Genomic DNA, 23,516 nt, shown 5'->3' with positions numbered 1-23,516 from the left:
TTATTCCTCCCCAGCAAATACAGGCAGTTTGATCAGCGCTGGTGGCGCTTGTTTCTTAGCGATACGAAGGCCTTGCTGTACAGCGATACGGTAGTTTTCAGGTAGTGACTCCCATTGACGGGTTTGTTGATTCCACATACCTGTTTCACCGCCATCCGGAGATTGGAATAGAAGCGCAGTACGACCAATACGTAGGAAGTCGTAAGTCACGGTCTCACCGTTGCGCTCTAGGCTAGCTTTGTAAGATTCAATTGAGCGAGAGAAGCCTTCTTCGATTTGATACGCTTCCATCACTTTACGGAATTTTTCTGAAGTCGTTACGTCTGCACGGTCCATTAGGTCACGCAGTTCATTGACACGCTTGGTACGCTCTTCTTTTTGGAAAGGAAGGTCGAGTACGACGAATTCATCAAGTGCATCAATCATTTTCAGCGTCAAAGGTACAACCTCAGTCGCCGTTTGGTCGATTTGAGCAATCTGACTGTTCAATGAATCCAGCTCTCCCTGCTGAGATTGAACCATGCGATTGATTTGTTCGTTGTAGACTTTCATGCTGTCGATTTGGCGAAGCAAGCCTTTGTATTCAGCTAGCATGCTTTCCGCACTTTCAGCATATCCGTCGATTTTTTGTTGTGAAGCCTGAGAAGACTTCGTTGTCTTTGCTTGGTTAGCGACAACAGTACCGGAGTCTGCAGCAATAGCTGCTCCACTTACCGTTAGAATCGCGGCAGTAATTGCACTTACGCCAAATTCCTTTAACGTCATAGTAGCATCCTTGTCAGTGTATAAAGTCAGTCGAATAGGGCGCAGGAAAAGCTCCTGCGCCAAAAGGTTTAATTAAAAGTTCTGAGAGTATTTCAAGAAGTACACGCGGCCTTGAATGCTGTATAGGTCAGCATTGTAAGTAACGCCATCAGACTCAAATGCTGGATCTTCATCTGTTAGGTTACGTACACCGGCAGTTAGCTTCGCATCCCAAGGTGCTAAGTAGTTATACGCAAGGTTCCATGTTGTATGTGATGGAATAGAACCGGTCTTATTGTAGTTCTCGTCAACATCTTGAGCTTGGCCTGCAATGTGGTCAGCAGATAGGTATAGATCGTGTTCACTTAGGAAGTTAACACCCACACCTGTGTTGAAGCGGTACTCTGGTAGACCATTACGGCCAACTTTGTTGTTTGAAGGTCCGTCAACGTACTCTGGAGCTGTGTAATCAAGAACGTACGTACCAGTAAAGTCGTAGCGCAATGAGAATGCATCAAAGTCGTAGATGTAGTTTGCTTTTAAGTCTAGGCCTGATGTCTCTAGTGTGCCGCGGTTAACCATTGGTACATAAGCTTCTACAATACGCCCGCTCGCGTCACGAACGATATTTTCGTTTTCAGTGCCACTATTACGTTCTTCGTTGATCATGCTTTGAAGAGTATTTAGCGTGATCATGTCGTCGATAGTGATGTTGTAGTAATCCAAACCAAGAGATAGGTCTTCGATTGGTGAGTAGCTTGCACCTAGGTTGAACGATACGGATGTTTCAGCGTCAAGATCTTCGTTTGAAGTACGGTAAGCATCGTATTGTGTCTCAGGACAATCCGCATCTGAGATGCCATTTGCTTCACAGTAAACGTAATCTTTAGCGTAGTCAGAAGAGAACGAGTCAGCACCGTATAGGTTAGCTAGTGTTGGTGCTCGGAAGCCCATACCCGCGCCAGCACGGAACATCAAGTTATCCAATGGTTGGTAACGGAAAGATACCTTTGGAGAAACTTCGCTACCAAAATCACTGTAGTGGTCATAACGAGCTGCTAAGTTCATTTCTAGTTCGTCAGTGAACATAACTAGTGACTCGGCATAGAAAGCGTAAGTTTGGCGATCACCAGAGGCTGAGTTACCAGCACTACCGATGATGTTGCCTGCTTCACTTTGCGAGTCGTAGATGTCAGAGAAGTCGTAAGTTGTGTATTCCATACCTAGGTATAGAGGGATGGTAACATCACCAACTTCGGCTAGGTCGAACTGTAGGCCGCCATAAACTTGGTGCATTTCCATTTCACTTTCACGGCTTGTTGTCGCTGAAAGATCGTTAGTTGCATCTTCGCTAAACTCGCCGTTTACAAACTCACCATTGTTCGCAAGGCTTTCTGCTGGTGAACGGAATACATAGCCTGTGCCACGTTCGTTACTGTTTGAGTAGTTTAGGTGGTAGCCTGTTTCCCAAATCATTTCACCAAAGGAGTCTGTGTCGAATGTGCCATCAAGACCGGCTTTGATGTCTGCTTGGAAGTCAGTTACGTTAGTGTCGCGAGTTCCTACGTTAGTAAAACGGTAGTAAACGCGAGCAGGGCCTGCCGCCGGATCTAAGCCGTTTTCGGTAAAGAAATCTTCGCCACCTGATGTTGTTGGATCAACCTCAAACCAACCTGCTGCAGGAGCATAACGACCAAAACTGGTATTACGACTCAAAAGAATTTGAGAGTTGAAAGTCGTCGTATCAGTTAGGAAAAGGTTACCGTTGATGAATACGTTGTTACGCTCTAGAGAAGAAGTCTGTGCCGCTTCAGCCGTGTAGTCGTAACCACAGATATCACCAAGGCCTGGGTAATTAGTTAGACCAACAAAGCCAGATTTGCCTTCACAATCGGCATCAGAATCGTAACCTTTAAGCGCTTTCAGTTCACCGTTATGGTAAACGTTTCGGCCATAAATACTTACGCCACGCATATCAAAGTAATTTGCAGAATCAGTATTTTGTGAAGATAGGTAGTCGCGATCGCGTAGATAAATCTCATCTTTGCTATCGTGTTCGAATGAGAAATAAATATTACCCTTCTCACTTGATGTACCAGCGACTACTGAGAAGTTTTTCTCGTCACCACCTTCTTGGCTTGGGATACCAACACCACCTGTGATGTTTAGACCTTCAAACTCATCCTTCAAAATGATGTTAACTACACCCGCAACCGCATCAGAACCGTATACAGCTGAGCCGCCATCTGCCATCACTTCAACACGTTCCACAATTGCTGCTGGGATTACGTTGATGTTAGCTGGGCCACCACCCATTGATGCTGAACCAGGTAGTCGTTTACCGTTAATTAGTACAAGAGTTCGAGAGTCACCGATACCACGTAGGCTGATAGTTGCTTGGCTCTGTGCTGAACTGCCTGAGCGTTCACTAAATGAACCGAAAGTGTTCAGTGATGAGCGACGTAATACGTCAGCGATTGAAATGTCACCAGCACGTTCGATTTCTGCACGGCCAATAACAGCTACAGGAGTGCTACCTTCCATTGACTGACGTGTTAGACGTGAGCCAGTCACTTTCATCTTCTGTAGTTTTTCAACTTGCTGCTCTTCTGCCTGCGCTGCTAGAGGGGCCACTGCTGCCGTCCCCAGTGCAAGGCTGATCGCAACAGATAAAGCGGTTGTGTTTTTATACATCCTTGTTGCTCCGATTATTATTATTCCTATGTCTGGCCATAACGGCCAATTATGACGTTAATATTTCGTTAACGTTCCGGACATGTATACCTGAGATGAAAAAAGGAAGTCAAACCAGTGGTAAACAGAGATAAAGAAATGTAAAAAAGATGTAAAAAACCAAAAGTGACATAAATCACAGAATAATTTACTGCATGACGTTTATAAATTGAGATTAAATTTTAATAAAACACCGTATTTTGTGTTTCTTGTAAAGTCTAATGACTTATATCGTCTATACTTTTTAAGTGGGCGATTGGCACTGAATTTAAACATTAATCTAGATGATTGTTCTGCTTGAGGGTTTTTATGGAATGCTCTGTATGTTAACTCGATCGCATGGGGTGGTATCAGAATATGATACCCACCGTTATAAAAGGGCTCACTCGTATTTTTAGGTCAAATGGAAGTTAGGTTGTTTTGGCTATTTATTCTTCAGAACTGCATGTTTATATGGGGTTTTGGCTCTAGAGTGCCTAGATTGATATTCTGTGTGAATTGGTTTTGTGGTTTTTTATAATTATTTACAAAAACATTTCTATTTTTCGACATCGGAAGAAGTTTGTCATGTTTTGGATTCAAACACTTGAAGCTTACTCAGATTCAAGATAAATATGACGCTGAAATTATTGCAGTAGTGGAAAAAACTAGCTTTTGAAACTCAGGGAGTGTGTTTCAACAGCTTTAGTTACTACGGGATAGAGATGCACCATTTTGGGCCGGAATTCTCCTCTCCAAACCCGCCTAATAATGGACAGTAGACAAGGAGCAAGTTGTATATGCTGTCGTACTTTTTACGCCGTTTAGCGTTGGTAATTCCAACGTTTCTCGGAATTACCATTCTTATCTTCGCGATCACTCGATTTGTTCCCGGTGGGCCAGTAGAGCGCATGCTGTCACAAATGCAGGCGCAAGGTGATGGTGCCGCGTCTATGACATCAGCTGGTGGTAACACCGCCTTATCTGATGACCAAATTGCAGAGCTAAACGCTTTTTACGGACTGGATAAACCAGTCATGGAAGCGTATGTTGAGTGGTTAAGCCGTTTGGTGACGTTAGATTTAGGTGAATCGACTCGATATTACGAACCTGTATCTGACATGATTGCAGAGCGCTTACCTGTGTCTTTGTTTTATGGCGGAATGACCTTCTTTATCAGTTACTTTATTTCGATTCCGCTCGGCTACTATAAAGCGCTTAAACACGGCTCCGTATTTGACTCCGCTTCTTCTATTCTTATTTTCGTTGGCTACGCCTTACCGGGTTATGTGGTTGGTGTTTTGCTGATTACGCTATTCAGTTATCACCTAGAATGGTTCCCAATGGGGGGCTTTGTTGGCGATGATTTTGATGATTACGAAACCTTCTTTGAGCGCGCTAAAGACATTATGTGGCATGCGGTATTGCCTCTGATCTGTTACTTGATTGGTGACTTTGCAACGCTGACGATGACGATGAAAAACAACCTGATGGAAAACTTATCGTCAGATTACATTCGTACTGCGATTGCTAAAGGTTTACCGTTTAAGAAAGCGGTACGTAAGCACGCTTTGCGCAATAGCTTGATTCCTATCGCTTCTCACTTTGGTAATTCGCTGTTGTTCTTCATGACGGGTGCTTTCCTTATCGAAGTAATCTTTAACATTGATGGTATCGGTCTGCTTGGCTATGAATCCATCATGGAGCGCGATTACCCAGTGGTAATGGGCATCGTAGCTATCAACGCGGTATTGCTACTGATCGGCAATATCATTTCAGATATCTGTGTTGCTTTAGTCGACCCACGTGTGAAGTTTGGAGCGTAATATGATTAAAGTTAGCCCATTAACTCAAAAGAAAATCCGTCACTTTAAAGAAATCAAACGTGGTTACTGGTCGTTTTTGATCTTATCTACCATGTTGATCCTTTCTCTGTTTGCAGAGCTGTTGATCAACAGTAAAGCTTTAATGGTGAAATACGATGGCAGTTACTATTTCCCAGTCGTCAGTGATGTACGTTTAGGTAGCGAGTTTGGCCAAGCTTCTTCGAGTGAAGCCGATTATCGAGAGCTGCAGAAAGTATTTGAAGCTGAAGGCGGCGATAACTTCGTGATTCTACCGATTGTTCCTTGGAACCCATACGAGCAAGACTTTAGTGGTGATTTCCCTCCAACGGCACCCGATGCTGAAAATAAACACTACCTAGGTACGGATGTAATCGGTCGTGATATTTTGGCTAGATTGGTTTACGGCTTCCGTACTGCGATGGGATTTGCGCTACTAACAATGGCAATCTCTTACGCGATTGGTACTGCTGTTGGCTGTGCGATGGGCTTCTGGGGTGGTAAGTTCGACCTGTTTGTTCAACGCTTGATCGAAGTGTGGTCTATGGTGCCGTTCTTGTACGTCATCATGATCTTGGTATCCATTGTGCAGCCCACCTTTACCTTGTTCGTCGCCATTAACGTACTGTTTGGTTGGATGGGGATGACTTGGTACATGCGTACCATGACCTATAAAGAATCGGCTCGCGAATATGTGATGGCAGCGCGTGCGCTAGGAGCATCAACAGGTCGTATTTTGTTTAATCATATCCTCCCAAATACCATGGTGATGATCGTGACGCTTGCACCATTTACTATCGCAGCAAACATCACAGCGCTAACGGCTCTGGACTACCTCGGCCTTGGCTTGATGCCACCAACTCCAAGTTGGGGCGAGCTGTTGCAACAAGGTAAGTCGAATTTAGACTCACCATGGATTGTTTCATCAGTTGTGGCTTCGATTGTACTGGTATTGGTCATGGTGACCTTTATTGGTGAAGCGATTCGAGCGGCGTTCGACCCGAAAAAATTCACACGCTATGTTTAAGCAAGCATTGTGAGCAAAACATAAAAAAGGGAAGTTTTATGAAAAAATTATTTTTAGCGTCCACGCTGAGCGCCCTAAGTTTTGGTGCGATGTCAGCAACGCTACCGACTGACTTAAACTGGCAAACAAACTGGGATGAGCCGCAATATGGCTCGCCTGAAGCGAAACGTGGTGGTACTTATCGTACTTACATGTCGAGCTTTCCGCAGACTCTACGTAGCGTCGGCCCGGATGCGAACTCTGGCTTGCGTTCGTTCATCTTGGACGAGACGCCAGGGTTGGTGGTTCGCCACCCAGACACCCTAGAATTTATCCCTGAACTGGCCAATGAGTGGGCACTAGCCGGTGATAATAAGACGGTTTACTTCAAACTAAACCCAGAAGCGAAATGGTCCGATGGCAAACCAGTCACGGCAGACGATTTTGTTTTCATGCTTAAGTTCTATCGTTCGAAAGACATTCTTGAGCCTTGGTATAACGACTACTACAACAAAACTGTCGCTGATGTGATTAAGTTTGATGATCATACGTTCGCCGTGAAGGCAGCGAAAGAACTTAATCCCGAAGAGTTGTTGTTAAGAATGGGGGCGCTGCGTCCTCGTCCTGCTCATTTCTATGCGAATCCAAAGAAAGATGAGAACGGTGATGGTATTCACGACAACTTTGTCCGCTATTACAACTTCAAGAGCGAGCCTACGACTAGTGCTTACTACCTAGACGATATCAAAAAAGGTAAAAGCGTAACCTTTAAGCACGTCGGTGAAGACTGGTGGGGTTACACCAATAAGTACTACGAGAACCGCTATAACGTAGACAAGATTCGCATCACGGTTATTCGTGATAACGACATCGCCAAGAAGCACTTTGAGAAAGGCAGTTTAGATGCGTTTGGCCTTGTGCTACCAAGTTTATGGCATGACAAGTCCAATACCGCACCTTATCAAAAAGGCTACATCCAGAAGTTTTGGGGTTACAACCAATACCCTGTTGGCGCTGGCGGCGTTTGGATGAACACCGCAATGCCATTATTGGATGATTTAAATATACGTAAGGGTATTACATACGCGATCGATTTTGATGGCATGATCGAAAACATCATGCGCGGTGATTACAGCCGTAAGCCAAACCCAACAGGCTATGGCCACGGTAAATACACACTACCAGATGCGAAAGCACCAAAGTTTGACCCAGAAAAAGCGGCTGAAGCATTTGCAGCAGCTGGTTTCGATAAGATTGGCTCAGACGGTATCCGTGTTAACGACAAAGGCCAGCGTTTGAGCTTTGAGCTGACCTACGCGACACCTGTTCATACACCACGAATTGCCTTTGTGCGTGAGCAAGCCAAGTTGGCTGGCTTGGATATTGAACTTAAATTGATCGATGGCTCATCGATGTTCAAATACGTACGCGAGAAAAAGCACGATTTAGCGTTTTTAGATATGGGTACGTCTGAGATCCCAACCTATTGGGAGTACTTCCACTCAGTGAATGCCAATAAGCCACAAACTAACTCTTTCACGAACTACAGCACACCAGAGCTTGATGAGAAAATCATTGAGTACCGTTTCAACATGGACATGGATAAGAAGATCCAACTGGGACATGAAATCCAACGTGACATCATTGATGCACATGTGATTGTTCCGGGTTACATGGTGCCTTACGTTCGTTACGGCCATTGGCGTTGGTTGAAGTTGCCAGAGAAACCAATGAACCGTATGACCGAAGCACTATTTAGCGGCGGCATTATTGGCGATGGTACTTACTGGATTGATAAGGACGCTAAGAAACAAACCCAAAAGGCGATGAAGTCGGGTAAAACCTTTGAACCGGTTGTTGTCGTTGATGACACGTATAAGCTGTAAGGATGTGTTATGGAAAACGATGTAATCCTGAGTGTTAAAGACCTAGAAGTCGAATTCACTACTGATGACGGCCCAGTGAAAGTACTGCATGGCGTGAACTTTGATGTTCGCGCTGGGCGTACGCTTGGCCTTGTAGGCGAATCGGGCAGTGGTAAGAGTGTGACCTCCATGTCTATCATGGGTTTGCTGCCGAAACCTTACGGTAATATCGTCAATGGTGAGGTTGATTACCGCGGTACAAACTTGGTGACACTGCCGGCAGAAGAAATGTATGCCATGCGCGGTGATCGCATTTCAATCATCTTCCAGGATCCAATGACGGCGCTTAACCCAGTGCACTCTATTGGTCGTCAGCTTTGTGAGGTGCTAGAGCTACACCGTCCTGAGTTGGATAAGAAAGAACGTGAGGCTTACGCCATTGAAATGTTGGCGAAAGTGAAAATCCCAATGCCAGAAAAGCGCTTGAACGAGTACCCGCATAATCTATCCGGCGGTATGCGTCAGCGTGTGATGATCGCCATGGCGTTGGCGTGCAAACCCGACATTCTGATCTGTGATGAGCCAACCACTGCACTGGATGTAACGGTTCAGGCGTCTATCCTTGAACTAATGAACGAGCTTCAAGAAGAAACGGGCATGGCGATGATCTTCATTACCCACGATCTAGGTGTAGTTGCTGAAGTGTGTGATGACGTGGCGGTGATGTACGGTGGTCGTATTGTTGAAAAGGCAGAGATTTTCGAGCTATTCGATAATCCGCAACACCCATACACTGAACGTTTGATGGGCTTGATGCCAAGCTTAGATAACGAGCCCAAGCAAATGATCGACATTAAACCGATCGACGCCAGCATGTTTGCTAGCTAACTGGTGCAAAGTGAACAAGTCATAAAAGAGGATGTTATGGCCAAAGAAGTATTAAGAATTGAAAATCTTAAGCAGCACTTTGTATCTGGTAAAGGACTGTTTAAGAAAGGCTACACCATCAAAGCGGTGGATGGTGTATCGCTGTCAGTGGGTGAGGGGGAAACCCTTGGCCTAGTAGGTGAATCTGGTTGTGGTAAGAGTACCCTTGGCCGCACGATTCTCAAGTTGTACGAGCCAACGGAAGGCAAGATTTTCTTTGAAGGTAAAGACATCACTAAGTTTTCTGTCAAAGAAATGCGTTCATTGCGTAAAGACATGCAGATTGTCTTTCAAGACCCAATGGAATCACTCAACCAACGTCATACCATTGGCATGATTCTCGAAGAGCCGTATGTGATTCACAATATCGGTACTTCTGCAGAGCGTAAGCAGTGGGTGAAAGAGCTACTGGTTAAAGTTGGTTTGCCAAAAACTGCAGTGAACCGCTATCCGCATGAGTTTTCCGGTGGTCAGCGTCAGCGTATTGGTATCGCTCGCGCGATTGCACTTAAGCCTAAGTTGCTGATTTGTGATGAATCGGTGTCGGCACTGGACGTATCGGTTCAGGCGCAAATCCTAAATTTACTGCTTCAACTGCAACAAGAGATGAATTTAGCGATTATCTTTATCTCCCATGACTTGTCTGTCGTGAAGCATGTCTCTGACAAAGTGGCGGTGATGTATTTTGGTAAGGTAGTCGAAGCAGGTAACGCGAAAGAAATCTACGCGAACCCTCAAAATGACTACACCAAGAAGCTCCTCTCTGCGATCCCAATTACTCATCCGAAGTATCGCAAGAAAAAGCGCTTAGCAGAAAAAAAGCAGCAAGTGGCGTAATGCCATCCGCCGAGTAAAATCATCATCGAAAACGCTCCACTTAGTTGGAGCGTTTTTATTATGAGCGTATTTTTATAACTGGAGGGAGAACGCGTCTTCAGCTTCTTGAAAAGAGCGTGCTACACTGCAAGCTTATTCCTTTGATTTGTTTGGATAGTTGACTATGCCGTCGCATTTACCTAAATCATTCAGTCGTCCATTTCTGAAGCTGTTTCATCTGCTTGAAGCCGTGCTTTTGGTTGCCATCACGATGGCGACGGTGTGGGCGATGGTTGAAGAGTTTGTCCATATATATGTGCAAAAGCGCGTGTCACTTGATGACATCCTATTAATGTTCATCTATCTGGAAGTGCTGGCCATGGTCGGGCAGTTTGTGATGAATGGTAAAATACCGGTTCGATACCCGATCTACATTGCCATGATGGCGATTGCTCGCTATATCACCTTAGGTATGAAAGAGCTCGATTCAGTGATGATCGTGTGGTTATCTTTAGCGGCATTTATTCTGGCGGCTGCAACCTTGGTTATTCGAGTTGGTCACCATTATTGGCCGTATATCGATAATCAAACCGCCGAAAAAGACGAATGATGTTAAGCCTCGCTCAGTGCGAGGCTTAATTTTTTGTGTGAGGGGGAATCACATCCAAATGGCATTGGGGTAAAAAAGTGTAAAGTCATCTCAAGCCATCTTGTTTCTTGTCTAATTGATGAGTATCTTCATAATAACCTTTTTACCTGTTCTGATGAGATATTGTGATGTTGGCGAAAAGCACATCGACAATTTATTTTCTGTTGAGTGTCTTGATTGCATTTGCGCTTTCAAGCGGTATCGCTCGTGCAGAAATATCATCAACAGTGAGCCACATCACGACGGCTGAGTCTCTGCATATTAGCTACTGTGATTTAACCTTTGGTTCAGCTAAACAGGACGAACCGGGTTGTTGTGAACCTGGCGGAACATGCTTTGAAAAGCAGTGTTGCTCCCATGGCCACGCATCGGGTACGGCTGTTGTTGAAACTCAGCCAAGATCTTATGAGGCTCCATTCCGAGATGAAATGGCGGTAAGTAAAGCCGCGCTCTACACCAGTGCAGACATGCACCCTCACTATCGTCCTCCGATAGCTTAATTCCTATCTCGCAGCGTATCGCTGCCAACAATGTTACTGCACGAATTGCCGTGTGAATTTGTTATGCGTGTGAATAGCTCTCTATTTGCACCATCCTGTGATGGGAATGAAAAATGAAAACTAATCTAATTGCTCGTACCGAGCACCTTGCTGCGCACCTACCAAACCTTGTTATCAACCGACAAGCGGGAGGTCGCCATGACGCATAAGCATTTACCGATCATCTTGTTTGTGTCTGTGTGTTTAATTTGGGGCACCACGTGGTTTGCGATGGAAGTGGCGGTGCAGACTATTCCGCCCATTTTTGCTACCGGACTTCGCTTTTTGATCGCAGCGCCGCTATTAATCATGTTGGCGAAACACCTCAATCAGCCCCTGTTCTTTCCTAAGGGAAAAGTATTTTGGATGTTCGTGGTCGCGATTTTCTATTTCGCGATTCCATTTACCTTGATGATTTTTGGCGAACAGTACATTTCATCAGGTCTTGCTTCGATCATCTTCGCCAATATGCCGATCGCAGTGATGGTGACATCGAGCTTGTTCCTTGGGCTTAGGTTGCGGAAATTGCAGATTGCTGGTCTTTTGGTGGCGGTTCTGAGCTTAATTCTGATTCTGGCTAAAGAGATGAGTTTAGGTGGCGAGGATTATCTACTGGGCTTTCTCGCTTTAGGTGGGGCGGTCGCAATTCATTCGGTGATGTATGTGTTTGTCGAAAAGTTCTGCAAGGGCATTCCTGTACTGACTTACAACGCCTTTCCGAGCTTTGTCGCTTCCGTACTGTTGTTTATCACCTCATTGCTTGTTGAACGGCCAGACATTTCTCAGTTCTCAATAGATTCGATTACCGCGGTGATTTACCTTGGTATGTTTGCCAGCGTAGGTGGCATTGTGGCGTACTTTAAACTTGGGCAAGTGTCGACGCCGTTTACCGCTTCGATCTGTTTTCTGTTTTTCCCGTTGATTGCGCTGAGTCTTTCAACATGGATCGCGGGTAACAGTTTGTCGTTGGTTTCTCTTGCCCTACTACTGCCATTACTCGGGGGTATTTTTGTAACGAAAGCCGAGCCTGCTTTCTGGCAGCGCTTTCGCGTTAAATCTGCAGAGTCAAAGCCGGTGCTATGTGAGCATTGTATGAAGAACATCAATGCTTAACACAGACTAAAGGTCATTAAAAAAGCCCTGCAATGCAGGGCTTTAGAAGATAAATCGAAAGGTCTGTTATTCGATGTTCTGGATCTGTTCACGCATTTGCTCAATCAGAACTTTCAGTTCAACACCTGATGCGGTGATGTCTGTGCTGATCGACTTTGACGCTAGCGTGTTCGACTCACGGTTGAACTCTTGCATCATGAAATCTAGACGACGGCCAACTGCGCCACCTTTCTTCAGGATGTTTGTGGTTTCTTTCACGTGAGAATCAAGACGATCTAGCTCTTCTGCTACGTCTGATTTCTGTGCCAGAAGGATAAGCTCTTGCTCAACGCGAGATGGGTCTAGCTCTACTTTCGCATCTTCAAACTTCGAGAACAGACGCTCACGTTGCCACTCGAGGATTTCTGGCATGCGTGCGCGCACTTTCACAACTTCTGATGTGATCGCTTCTAGGCGTTGCTCGATAAGCGCTTTCATGTTGTCGCCTTCACGGCCACGCGCTTCGATGAACTCGCTGATTGCTTCGTCAAAAGCAGCAAGCAGTTCTTTGTTAACTTCATCCATGTTTTGCTCTGGCGTTTCCATCACGCCAGGCCATTGCATTACTTGGAATGGGTTGATGCGGCTAAGCTCGCCAGTCATGTGCATCACTTGCTCTGCGGCTTTGATCACTTGGTTTGCCAGTGTTTCATTGATGCTTAGTTCAGCTTTTGCTGCTGGGTTAGCTTCAAAACGCAGGCTACATTCTACTTTGCCGCGTGCTAGGCGCTTACGAAAACGCTCACGTAGTACTGGTTCAAGAGCACGGAACTGCTCAGGCATACGGAAGTAAGTTTCTAGGTAGCGTTGGTTTACACTGCGGATTTCCCACACTGCGCTACCCCAATCGCCTTTCACTTCTTTACGCGCGTACGCTGTCATACTGTAAATCATTGAATTTTCCTGTCTTCTAATTTGCTGAAAATTACCCCGCAATAGTAGCACAGCAAGATGGCAGTGGCTTTGCTATTCTGAGTCGAGATTGTCCAGATAGCTTTATTTAATCGATTCCGTTATAATCTGCGCCCAACCAAATCGTCTTCTCCTCATTACTTAAGGTAGATGCCCATGCGTCCAAACGATCGCAAGGCGGATCAAGTTCGCCCAATCAAAATTACTCGTAACTACACAGCTTACGCTGAAGGCTCAGTGTTAGTTGAATTTGGTAACACCAAAGTGTTGTGTAATGCGACCGTTGAAGAATCTGTGCCTCGTTGGCTAAAAGGTCAAGGTAAAGGCTGGGTAACGGCTGAATACGGCATGCTACCTCGTGCGACTCACTCGCGCACTCGTCGTGAAGCAGCGAACGGTAAGCAAGGCGGTCGTACAATGGAAATCCAACGCTTGATCGCACGCAGCCTACGCGCTGTGGTTGATTTACAAGCGATGGGTGAGTTCATGATCACAGTTGACTGTGATGTTATCCAAGCAGACGGTGGCACTCGCACTGCATCTATCAGCGGCGCAAGCGTTGCAATGGCAGATGCGTTCCAACACCTAGTGGATAGCGGTAAGCTAAAAGCAAACCCAATGAAAGGCCACGTAGCGGCAGTTTCTGTTGGTTTGCTAGGTGATGATGTTCTGTGTGACCTTGAGTACGTTGAAGATTCAGCGGCAGACACAGACATGAACGTTGTGATGACAGAAGAAGGCAAGATGATTGAAATTCAGGGCACCGCAGAAGGTGAACCGTTCAGTCATGAGCAGCTGATGGCTCTGTTAGAGTCGGCGAAAGCCGGTATTACGGAAATTGTCGCAGCGCAGAAGGCGGCGTTAGCCAATTGATTTAGATAGCTCCCATTATGGGGGCTATTTTTTTATCTCGACAATAGAGAAATGAATGATTGTCGAGAAGAGACACAAGAAACCAAGGACATAGAGAGAAAATAATGAAAGCATACCAGCGTGAATTTATTGAGTTTGCACTTGAGAAAGAAGTTCTTAAGTTTGGTGAGTTTACTTTGAAATCTGGCCGTAAAAGCCCGTACTTCTTTAACGCTGGTCTTTTCAATACTGGTCGTGACCTAGCGCGTCTTGGTCGCTTTTACGCAGCAGCGCTAGCGGATTCAGGCATTGAGTTTGATGTACTGTTTGGCCCTGCGTACAAAGGTATCCCAATCGCGACGACAACAGCAGTAGCGCTAGCGGATCACCACGACATCGACACGCCTTACTGCTTCAACCGTAAAGAAGCAAAAGACCACGGCGAAGGCGGTAACCTTGTAGGCTCGGCGCTTGAAGGTCGTATCATGCTAGTAGATGACGTAATCACAGCAGGTACCGCGATTCGCGAATCAATGGAAATCATCCAAGCAAACGGTGCGGACCTAGCAGGTGTGTTAGTTGCGATTGACCGCCAAGAAAAAGGCAAAGGTGAGCTGTCTGCGATTCAAGAAGTGGAGCGTGATTTCGGTTGTGCAATCATCTCAATCGTTAGCCTGACAGACCTTGTGACTTTCCTTGAAGAGAAAGGCACTGACAAAGAGCACCTAGAAGCAGTAAAAGCGTACCGCGCGGAATACGGCATTTAATTGTTCTTTCATCATTAAAGAAAAAGGGGCTGGTGGATATCCATCAGCCCCTTTCTTTTATCTTTATCACTTACTTGTAGCGAATGCCTTTTGGCGCAGTTTCATCAGCCATGGTCTTGTAGCGTTTGTGCAGCCACATCCACTGCTCTGGTGCGCGCAGAATCACTTCTTCCACAAAGGTGTTCAGGTAAGCCGCTGCTGCAACTTCGTCTTTTTTCGGATAGTCAGCTTCAATACACTTATCAGCGATGATTTCGTACTTGCCATCTTGATTACGGAAGCCTGAGCCCGGAATAATCGAGCACTTAGACGTGTAAGCCAGAATGCTGGTGCCTGTCGTGGTACAAGCGTCTTCAACTGCGAAGAAAGGAACGAATACCGACTTGTTACGACCGTAATCGTGGTCTGGTAAGTAGAACAAACGCTCACCGCTACGTAGAACACGAATCATCTGTTTAACGTCTTTACGATCAATCAGCTTATTACCGTTGTGTGTGCGTCCCCAGTACTGAATGAAGTTGTACGCAGGGTTGTTGTGCGGACGAAATGCGCCGTAACCCGCCACGCCAAGCACTGCAAAGGCACGCGCCGTGATTTCAAGATTAAGTGCGTGCACGCAGCACAGCAGTACGCCTTTGCCTTCTGCATTTTTCTCACGCAGTGCGCCCAGGTCTTTCTCGACAATCAGAGTTTTGAAACGCCACGTTGGCCAGAACCAAGTGATACCGGTTTCGATCAGCGCCATACCGGTGTTCTTAAAGTTCTCTTCAACGATGTGTTGGATCTCTTCAGGCGTTTTATCTGGGAAAGCCAACTCAAGGTTACGTGTCGCAACATGGACACGACCTTTGCCGTAACGCATACCAAGATGGCCAAGCGTGCGACCTAGCGACAGCAACATGCGATATGGAAGGATATTGACCACGATAGCCAAAAAGCCAAAGCCGAGCCAAACGCCCCAGTTACGAGGGTGGAGAAGGGAAAGAGAAAACTCCGGCTTAGTGAATTTGTCTTTACTCATAATCTCTACTTAATTTGTGCGCTAAGAAGTGCCCAATACTCGTCAAAGTTCGCGGTTGGTTGGTATTTGAAATCACTACGAACAAAGCGGTTCAAGCTGCCTTCAACTTGTCCAAGGATTTGAGCGGCTAGAATGCGTTCTTCGACTGGGAAGGATTTACCCTCACGGATCTTACGTTCACGAAGGATCTGACGAAGCTGTGTTTCAATACGCTCAAACAGTTGGTTGATACGTTCACGTAGGCGCTCATTTTCAAACATTAGAGCATGGCCAGAAAGAATGCGTGTCAAACCTGGGTTACGTTCTGAGAATGCCAGAATAAGGTGCATTACCATGCGAATGCGCTCTAGCGTGTCTTTCTCATCATCCAAAATGCGGTTGATGCGTGTCATGAGTGCTTCTTCGATGAACTCAATTAAGCCTTCAAACATGCGAGCTTTACTTGGGAAGTGGCGGTAAAGGGCCGCTTCTGAAACACCGACCTGCTTCGCCAATTTTGCCGTAGTAATGCGTGAAGCGCCTTCTGTAGATTCAAGCATCTGCGCGAGCGCTTGCAAGATTTCTTCACGACGATTGGATTTTTTACTGCCGGCCATTTAGTTACTTCCTTTCAAAATACAAAGTTGAGCGGAGGGGATTATAAGACGCTATTTGGCATCAAACTAGACCAGTGAGGGTGTAATGGGAGCTTTAACACCCTCAGTTGTCATGTTTGTACCAAATTTGTGCCAGTTTTCGATGAAAGCCGCGTGGTATTTTCAACCGTTATGGCATCAACTCGTGCATTTTTTCCAAAATTCTGAAACTTAGTGCTTCTTTGGATTCTAAGGCCAACGCCTGCTTGCCTTGTGGCCAGAATAGAGTGATGGCGTTGTCGTTACTGTTAAAACCTTGGCCTTCAACAGAAACATCGTTCGCACAAATCATGTCGAGGTTTTTCTTTACCAGTTTACCGCGAGCGTAGGTCTCGACATCGTTGGTTTCAGCTGCGAACCCAACTGTGAATGGACGTTGCTCTACCATATTGGCGACGGTCGCTACGATATCAGGATTTTTGACCATGTTGATGGTCATCTGATCGTTGTTTTCGGTCTTTTTCAACTTTTGAGACGCCACATGTTCTGGACGGTAATCGGCTACGGCGGCGCAGCTAATGAAAGCGTCGTGGCTAGGCGCTTGAGCCATTACTGCATCACGCATCTCTTGTGCACTTGCAACATCGATACGCTCAACACCCGCTGGCGTATTTAAGCTTACAGGTCCACTGACTAGCGTGACTTTTGCACCCAATTGCGCTGCTGCATTTGCTAGTGCAAAGCCCATCTTTCCTGAGCTGTGGTTAGAAATGTAACGCACTGGGTCAATCGCTTCACGAGTTGGACCTGCGGTGATCAATACCGATTTTCCTGCCAACAGTTTCGGTTGGAAGAACTGCTCACACAGGTGCACTAATTGCATTGGCTCTAGCATTCGACCTGGACCAACATCACCACATGCTTGCTCACCGGCCGCAGGGCCCCAAATGTGCATACCACGGCGTGCCAGCGTCGCTATGTTTTCTTGAGTTGCGACATTGCGGTACATCTGTTGATTCATCGCCGGAGATACCGCTACTGGTGAATCTGTCGCAAGTACTAACGTGGTGAGCAAATCATTACCCATGCCTGCAGACATACGTGCAATCAAATCTGCGGTTGCAGGCGCAAGAAGAACCAAATCTGCCCATTTTGCCAGTTCAATGTGACCCATCGACGCTTCTGCTGCTGGGTCTAACAAGCTGTCCGACACCGGACGCCCAGAGACTGCCTGCATGGTTAAGGGAGTAATGAACTCCTTCGCCGCTTTGGTCATCACTACTTGAACTTGCGCGCCTCTTTCTATTAGGCGACGGGTTAGCTCCGCACATTTATACGCGGCAATACCGCCACTGATGCCGAGTAGAATTTTCTTTCCTGCTAGTGTTTGCATGTGAGATCTCCAATTTTTCTGGCGACGAGTTTAGCACAACTGAATCTCTCATCGCCCAAGCAAATCTGATGAGAAGCTAATCCATATCAAACTACAGAATATTAATTGCTGAGCCTTATATAAAACTTTTGCTTACTTCACAGACAATCTTTGCCCGCTCTGCAAGATAGAGGGGGAAAAATAACAATAATGAGGTAGTGGAATAAGATGGTGCTGAAAAGTCGAAGTAAATTGCTGCTGGTGACTCTGATCCCTTTGTTGTTGATCACCACATTGATCTCGGTGGTCTATTACATCAACGGCAGTAATAGCTTAGAAGCTGAGTTAGCTCGGGATAGACAAGAGTTAATTGATACACGCAAGAAAGAGCTGCAAGCCTACATGATGATGGGGGTTACAGCGATAAAGCCGCTTTACGATACGGACGTAAACGGCAATAACAAACAAGCGGCAAAAGAAATTCTCAAAGCGATGCGTTTTGAAAGTGACGGTTATTTCTTCGCTTATGATTCGAAAGGGGTCAACACGCTACATGCGATTAAGCCGTCTCTAGAAGGTAAAAACCTTATCGGTTTGAAAGATGAAAATGGCGTAGCAGTGATTGGCGGGCTGATTGATGCATCTAAGAACGGCGATGGCTTCCTTTATTTCTCTTGGCATAAACCAACCATCGATGCGCAAGCACCAAAATTAGGTTATGCCGAGTACTTGTCTAAGTGGGACTGGGTGCTGGGTACGGGCATCTATATTGATGATATTGATCAGCAAGTAGCGATGCAACGTGAACTGCGCACACAAGAGTTGAATGAACATACGCTATCTGCAGTTACGATCTCAGTTATTGGCCTTATCATCACAAGTATTCTAACCAGTATCGCTGTGACTAAAGGTATTCAACCATTGCAACACATTGCGGCGTCCTTACAAGATGTGGCAGCGGGGGGCGGTGATCTGACGGCTCGTCTGAAAATTGAGAGTAAAGATGAAGTCGGTGAGGTGGCCTCGGCATTTAATGAGTTCATGGATAAGCTGCATCCGCTAATGCAGGACATTCAACGTTCTGCCAATACAGTCCAAAGCGTCTCTGGGCAATTGGATCAGCAAACCTCGCAAGCCAGCGATCAAATGCAAAACCATTGTCTGGAAACCGATAAGGTGGTGACGGCCGTAACGCAAATGAGCATGACGGCAAAAGAAGTCGCGAGTAATACCAATGCAACGGCGCAGGCGATTGATGATGCGAACGGGCAAGTTACCGAGGCGCAGCGCGAAGTCGATCAAGCGATTGATGGCATTAGCAAGTTAGTCGATGAAGTGAACAGTACCTCTGAGGCGATTGCCGAACTGAGCCAACAAACCGAGCAAATTACCAAGGTGCTCGATGTGATTGGAGAAATTGCGGAGCAGACCAACTTACTCGCATTGAATGCAGCGATTGAAGCCGCACGAGCTGGCGAGCAAGGTCGTGGCTTTGCCGTGGTGGCTGATGAGGTTCGCTCGCTAGCAAGTCGAACGCAGAACAGTACTCATGAAATTGGCGATATGCTCAAGCAGTTACAAACGGGCGTATCAAGAGCGGTCACTACCATGGCGGCGAGCCAAGATCGTGGGGCTAAGACGGTTGAGGAGTCCTCTATGATTCAGCAATCGCTGTCTGGCGTGCACCATTCTATTGGTACCATTCGAGATATGGGTATCCAAACCGCTTCTGCAGCAGAGGAGCAGAGTGCGGTCGCTGAGGACATCAACCAGAATCTAGTGGCGATTCAACAAATCGTGAATCGTATTAATGACACGCTTCAGCACGCGGAAGGCATCAGCACTCAGCTGTCGCAGTCAGGATCTGAAATTCACGATCTGGTTGGAAACTTCAAGCTTTGATGGATCGCTTGATTACATAGAAAAGCAGTGGCTAACGAAAAAAGCGAAAGTCAGGTTCGACTTTCGCTTTTTATTTTGTGCAATAGGCGCTCACTCATCAATCGAGCCGACTAATGACACTGAAAACCTTGCCTAACGAGTCCATGCCAAGAGAGAAGTTGCTGCAACGCGGTCCGCAAGCGCTATCGGATGCGGAGTTACTTGCAATTTTCCTACGTACAGGCACGCAAGGCATGAACGTTATCGAATTAGCGGATTTTCTGATCCAAGATTTTGGATCGCTTCGCCAGTTGTTTTCTGCCTCAGAGAAAGAATTTTGCCAACATAAAGGGTTGGGGCAAGCGAAATACGTCCAGTTACAAGCCGTTTTGGAAATGACGCAACGCTATTTAGCCGAGACATTAAAACGTGGTGACGCGTTAACCAGCCCAGAACAAACCAAACTTTATCTTTCTTCTATATTAAGAGACCGACAAAGAGAGGCTTTTTACATTCTTTTCTTAGATAACCAACATCGGGTAATAAAAGATGAGATTTTATTCGAAGGTACACTCGATGCTGCATCGGTTTATCCGAGAGAAGTCGTCAAACGCGCCTTACACCACAACGCTGCTGCATTGATTCTGGCCCACAACCACCCGTCAGGTGTGGCGGAACCTAGCCAAGCAGATAGAAGGATTACCCGGCGTTTAATCGACGCTTTAGCGCTGGTGGATATTCGAATTTTGGACCATTTCGTTATCGGAGATGGGGAAAGCGTCTCTTTTGCCGAAAGAGGTTGGATATAACTGTGCGTTTTTTAGGTTGTTAGTTGCTAAAAATCTGCTATCATCCTCGCCACTAAATTTTTAACTGAATTCAGCTTGGACTGCTAGAAAAAACCTGCTGTCTAAAAAAAGATCACGAAAACCTGTAAAAAGGATCTGTTCGGGTCTTGAGCAATGCATATCAAGTTAGTATAATGCGCGACCTTTGATAGCCTTGTATGGATTTTCCATAGCGGTTCTTAACCTCTAACTTCTTTCCAAGAAATAGAGAGGTTCGGCCACCAAGGTTGATATCGAGCTGAAACGATTTTGGAGAAGACATTCATGTCACGAGTATGCCAAGTAACTGGTAAGCGTCCAGTAACGGGTAACAACCGTTCACACGCACGAAATGCTACTAAGCGTCGTTTTCTGCCGAACCTACAAACTCATCGTTTCTGGGTAGAGAGCGAAAAACGTTTTGTTAAACTACGCCTATCTGCAAAAGGTATGCGTATCATCGACAAGAAGGGTATTGATACTGTTCTTGCTGATATGCGTGCACGTGGCGAAAACGTTTAAGAGGAAATAGGCAATGGCAAAGAAAGGCGTTCGTGAGAAAATCCGTCTAGTATCTTCAGCAGGTACAGGCCACTTCTACACAACTGATAAGAACAAGCGTAACATGCCAGGCAAATTTGAGATCAAGAAATTTGATCCAGTTGTACGCCAGCACGTTATGTACAAAGAAGCTAAAATCAAATAATTGGTTTTATCTCTTTGATGATTTGAAAAACCCAGCTTTCGAGTTGGGTTTTTTATTACCTAAAATTTCTCCATCTCTCCTTCATTTCCATCCTCACCACGTTTGCATACAGATGTTCTAGTCAAGATTGATGAGCTTTGATAGTTTGTCTCTAACTACTTGAGATTAGGAACCACTATGCGTGTAAGTCCGGCTCGCCGCCGCCGTTGGAACAACATTCTTATCCTAGGCATCATCGTATTTATGCTGATCCTCAATGCACCAACATGGATCAAATCTTACCTTATTGAAGAACCCGCGGATCCTTATCCAAATTTGCTGCGCTCCGATCATGACGTCAGTGCTATCTACTATGCAGGTTGGGAATTAGATAAGCAGAATGGCCAATGGCAATCGAACATTAAAGCCAATATACCCGTACAAGAACTTGTTACTCGTTGGCAGTCATTGGAAGGTACTGAGCTGACACTAGAGCAATACGAGCAGTTAAAGCCGCGTTTATCATCACCGGAAAGCATCGAAATTTGGTATCAAGGTTTGGAAGAGCCACAGCGAGTGACGTTCTATCGCCTTGACGATTTTTGGTTGTTTAAAAACTGGCAAGGGAAATGGATTGCGATTTCTGTCGATGGCAACTACATCATGCCCAAGTAACGTTATCGCCAATAACCCTTTGCATCACCAGTATTTGTCTTAGCTTTTTTCGATTATGCTAGCCACCCAGTATCAAAGTTCTTAGCGTTGCAAGGAGAATCAAATGCCTGAATTACCTGAAGTTGAAGTAAGCCGAATGGGCATCAGTCCACATATGATTGGCCAAAGGATCAAAGCATTTGTATTCAGAACTCCAAAGCTGCGTTGGGATATCCCACAAGAACTTAAAAAGCTAGAAGGGCAGGTGATTCGTAATATCAGTCGCCGCGCTAAGTATCTGTTGATAGAAACGGACGAAGGCACCGCGATTGTTCACTTAGGTATGTCGGGTTCACTGCGTGTGCTTGATGCTGATTTTCCTCCAGCAAAGCACGATCATGTGGATCTCAAACTGAGCAATGGCAAAGTGCTGCGCTATAACGATCCGCGTCGTTTTGGCGCATGGCTGTGGAGCGCGCCCAATGAGCCACATGCAGTTTTAGGTCATATGGGACCAGAGCCTTTAACTGAAGAGTTCAACGCGGACTACGTAGCAGAAAAAGCCAAAGGTAAGCGTGTTGCGGTTAAGCAGTTCATCATGGACAACAAAATTGTCGTCGGAGTCGGAAACATCTACGCCAACGAATCATTGTTTAAATCACGCATTCATCCCACTCGCCCTGCAGGTAAGCTAATCAAGAGAGAGTGGCAATTGCTGGTGGAGAACATCAAAGCCACGCTAGAGATTGCCATTCAGCAAGGCGGAACCACATTGAAAGACTTCGCCCAAGCAGATGGCAAGCCTGGTTACTTCGCGCAAGAGTTATTAGTTTACGGAAAAGCCGGAGAGCCATGCCCAGAATGCGGCGAAGCTCTCCAAGAACAAAAGATAGGCCAACGCAATACCTTCTTTTGCGGGGAATGTCAGAAGTAAACTGCGTTAGTTATTAAACTTCTTTGGGCCGTATTCTCGGCCCATTTTGATGAGGTGGTAACCATTCATCACTAAATTTAGCGTCATACTTTTTGCTTTATTAAGCAGCTTCATTGTAGCTACTAGGTAATCTTTATCGCCTTGGCGTTTTCTATTACCAATAACTGATGGCTTATTGCCTCCACGTAAGCCAGCCTGCCTTACTCCAAACATTGCCTGCTTGTGCAACCAAGTATTACGCAGGAAGACGTCTACAGGGAATTGGAACGTTTTACTTGCATCAATAAATGCTCGTGCCGCCGAAGGGCTGATAGCATAAGAGGTTGTACATTGTGGTACTTTTAGATACTTAACTAATCTTTGAGAACCATATTGTTTCACATCGTAGAACATGCCGCGACTACTAGTGTTTTCCGTACGAATATACCCACAGTTTTCGATATTTTCGGCAACGGCCTTCAATGTGTTTAGGAATAACTCGTCTTCAATGCTGAGATCATCTTCAAAAATGATGATAGGTTCGTTTAGCTCAACGCATTTTTGCCAGAGTAGGTAATGGCTCGCATAACATCCCGCCTCACCGATGATGCATGGGCGTCCCATGTTGAATTCAAACTGTCGGCTATCTAAATGACCCAATAAAGGATGAGTGTCTTTACGTGCATCGACGCCGTAGAAAACCTCACAATCTAAACCGATTCTCTTTAGGGTGTTTAATGTTGTCTCTTGCCTGTCTTCACAGCCTTTTAAAGTGATACAAAATGCTTTCATAGTGACTCAAA

At 45.8% G+C, this 23,516-nt stretch carries 23 protein-coding genes; 16 read left to right on the top strand and 7 right to left on the bottom strand.

The annotated features are described in order from the left end of the window. Both QTO06_RS04790 and QTO06_RS04785 read right to left on the bottom strand, forming a co-directional pair. Positions 1-765: a DUF3450 domain-containing protein gene (locus QTO06_RS04790; RefSeq protein WP_331407027.1), complete on the bottom strand. Its 765-nt coding sequence runs from the start codon at positions 763-765 to the stop codon at positions 1-3. A 72-nt stretch (positions 766-837) separates the two neighbouring features. After that, positions 838-3,438: a TonB-dependent receptor plug domain-containing protein gene (locus QTO06_RS04785; RefSeq protein WP_331407026.1), complete on the bottom strand. Its 2,601-nt coding sequence runs from the start codon at positions 3,436-3,438 to the stop codon at positions 838-840. Positions 3,439-4,256: 818 nt separating this feature from the next. Between QTO06_RS04785 and QTO06_RS04780 the strand changes: the two genes are divergently transcribed. The 8 genes from QTO06_RS04780 (at position 4,257) to QTO06_RS04745 (ending at position 12,215) form a co-directional block, all read left to right on the top strand. Beyond that, complete coding sequence (locus tag QTO06_RS04780; RefSeq protein ID WP_005434432.1) at positions 4,257-5,282, top strand: ABC transporter permease subunit; 1,026 nt, start codon at positions 4,257-4,259, stop codon at positions 5,280-5,282. Between the two features lies 1 nt (position 5,283). Further along, positions 5,284-6,327: an ABC transporter permease gene (locus QTO06_RS04775; protein ID WP_331407025.1), complete on the top strand. Its 1,044-nt coding sequence runs from the start codon at positions 5,284-5,286 to the stop codon at positions 6,325-6,327. Between the two features lie 38 nt (positions 6,328-6,365). Then, the gene (locus tag QTO06_RS04770) at positions 6,366-8,192 is read left to right on the top strand and encodes an extracellular solute-binding protein (protein ID WP_331407024.1); all 1,827 of its coding nucleotides are present in this window, start codon (positions 6,366-6,368) and stop codon (positions 8,190-8,192) included. Between the two features lie 9 nt (positions 8,193-8,201). After that, positions 8,202-9,059 carry an ABC transporter ATP-binding protein gene (locus QTO06_RS04765; RefSeq protein WP_005430191.1) on the top strand — a complete coding sequence of 286 codons (858 nt, stop codon included), beginning with the start codon at positions 8,202-8,204 and terminating at the stop codon, positions 9,057-9,059. Between the two features lie 36 nt (positions 9,060-9,095). Further along, positions 9,096-9,935 carry an ABC transporter ATP-binding protein gene (locus QTO06_RS04760; protein WP_331407023.1) on the top strand — a complete coding sequence of 280 codons (840 nt, stop codon included), beginning with the start codon at positions 9,096-9,098 and terminating at the stop codon, positions 9,933-9,935. 163 nt (positions 9,936-10,098) lie between these two features. Beyond that, a complete protein-coding gene (locus QTO06_RS04755) occupies positions 10,099-10,524 on the top strand; it encodes a phosphate-starvation-inducible protein PsiE (protein ID WP_005430195.1) in 426 nt (141 codons plus the stop codon). 167 nt (positions 10,525-10,691) lie between these two features. Then, entirely contained in the window at positions 10,692-11,063 is a 372-nt protein-coding gene (locus QTO06_RS04750) for a hypothetical protein (RefSeq protein ID WP_331407022.1), read from the top strand. 198 nt (positions 11,064-11,261) lie between these two features. Continuing rightward, positions 11,262-12,215, top strand: coding sequence for a DMT family transporter (locus QTO06_RS04745; protein ID WP_331407021.1), 954 nt, complete (start codon positions 11,262-11,264; stop codon positions 12,213-12,215). 66 nt (positions 12,216-12,281) lie between these two features. On the opposite strand, the gene QTO06_RS04740 is transcribed toward QTO06_RS04745, so the two are convergent. Beyond that, positions 12,282-13,148: a YicC/YloC family endoribonuclease gene (locus QTO06_RS04740; protein ID WP_039841297.1), complete on the bottom strand. Its 867-nt coding sequence runs from the start codon at positions 13,146-13,148 to the stop codon at positions 12,282-12,284. 174 nt (positions 13,149-13,322) lie between these two features. Here QTO06_RS04740 and rph point away from each other — a divergent pair, with 174 nt between their 5' ends. Together rph and pyrE are read left to right on the top strand one after the other, a co-directional pair. Continuing rightward, the gene (gene rph, locus QTO06_RS04735; RefSeq protein ID WP_331407020.1) at positions 13,323-14,039 is read left to right on the top strand and encodes a ribonuclease PH; all 717 of its coding nucleotides are present in this window, start codon (positions 13,323-13,325) and stop codon (positions 14,037-14,039) included. A 104-nt stretch (positions 14,040-14,143) separates the two neighbouring features. Then, positions 14,144-14,785 carry an orotate phosphoribosyltransferase gene (pyrE, locus tag QTO06_RS04730; RefSeq protein WP_005379384.1) on the top strand — a complete coding sequence of 214 codons (642 nt, stop codon included), beginning with the start codon at positions 14,144-14,146 and terminating at the stop codon, positions 14,783-14,785. Positions 14,786-14,855: 70 nt separating this feature from the next. Here pyrE and QTO06_RS04725 read toward each other — a convergent pair whose 3' ends face one another. From QTO06_RS04725 to coaBC, 3 genes are all read right to left on the bottom strand, one after another. Beyond that, positions 14,856-15,806, bottom strand: a complete 951-nt coding sequence (locus QTO06_RS04725) for a Kdo(2)-lipid IV(A) acyltransferase (RefSeq protein WP_331407019.1) — start codon at positions 15,804-15,806, stop codon at positions 14,856-14,858. 5 nt (positions 15,807-15,811) lie between these two features. Continuing rightward, positions 15,812-16,402 (bottom strand): nucleoid occlusion factor SlmA, encoded by a 591-nt coding sequence (slmA, locus tag QTO06_RS04720; RefSeq protein ID WP_043046348.1) that lies wholly within the window; start codon positions 16,400-16,402, stop codon positions 15,812-15,814. Positions 16,403-16,571: 169 nt separating this feature from the next. Continuing rightward, entirely contained in the window at positions 16,572-17,774 is a 1,203-nt protein-coding gene (coaBC, locus tag QTO06_RS04715; protein ID WP_331407018.1) for a bifunctional phosphopantothenoylcysteine decarboxylase/phosphopantothenate--cysteine ligase CoaBC, read from the bottom strand. Between the two features lie 207 nt (positions 17,775-17,981). Between coaBC and QTO06_RS04710 the strand changes: the two genes are divergently transcribed. From QTO06_RS04710 to mutM, 6 genes are all read left to right on the top strand, one after another. Further along, positions 17,982-19,655, top strand: a complete 1,674-nt coding sequence (locus tag QTO06_RS04710) for a methyl-accepting chemotaxis protein (protein WP_331407017.1) — start codon at positions 17,982-17,984, stop codon at positions 19,653-19,655. Between the two features lie 113 nt (positions 19,656-19,768). After that, positions 19,769-20,443, top strand: coding sequence for a RadC family protein (gene radC / locus QTO06_RS04705; protein WP_103410327.1), 675 nt, complete (start codon positions 19,769-19,771; stop codon positions 20,441-20,443). Between the two features lie 303 nt (positions 20,444-20,746). Next, positions 20,747-20,983 carry a 50S ribosomal protein L28 gene (gene rpmB / locus QTO06_RS04700; RefSeq protein WP_005384783.1) on the top strand — a complete coding sequence of 79 codons (237 nt, stop codon included), beginning with the start codon at positions 20,747-20,749 and terminating at the stop codon, positions 20,981-20,983. Between the two features lie 13 nt (positions 20,984-20,996). Then, positions 20,997-21,167, top strand: a complete 171-nt coding sequence (gene rpmG / locus QTO06_RS04695) for a 50S ribosomal protein L33 (RefSeq protein ID WP_004410866.1) — start codon at positions 20,997-20,999, stop codon at positions 21,165-21,167. Between the two features lie 177 nt (positions 21,168-21,344). Further along, the gene (locus tag QTO06_RS04690) at positions 21,345-21,821 is read left to right on the top strand and encodes a hypothetical protein (RefSeq protein ID WP_331407016.1); all 477 of its coding nucleotides are present in this window, start codon (positions 21,345-21,347) and stop codon (positions 21,819-21,821) included. A gap of 103 nt (positions 21,822-21,924) precedes the next feature. Continuing rightward, positions 21,925-22,734, top strand: coding sequence for a bifunctional DNA-formamidopyrimidine glycosylase/DNA-(apurinic or apyrimidinic site) lyase (mutM, locus tag QTO06_RS04685; RefSeq protein WP_331407015.1), 810 nt, complete (start codon positions 21,925-21,927; stop codon positions 22,732-22,734). 6 nt (positions 22,735-22,740) lie between these two features. Here the strand turns inward: mutM and QTO06_RS04680 are convergent, their stop codons facing one another. Then, on the bottom strand, positions 22,741-23,505 hold the full coding sequence (locus QTO06_RS04680; protein ID WP_331407014.1) for a glycosyltransferase family 25 protein: 765 nt from the start codon (positions 23,503-23,505) through the stop codon (positions 22,741-22,743). Positions 23,506-23,516 lie beyond the last annotated feature (11 nt).

The sequence above is a fragment of the Vibrio sp. M260121 genome (assembly GCF_036533715.1).
GTDB lineage: Bacteria > Pseudomonadota > Gammaproteobacteria > Enterobacterales > Vibrionaceae > Vibrio.
This window is presented reverse-complemented; position numbering and strand designations above follow the sequence as displayed.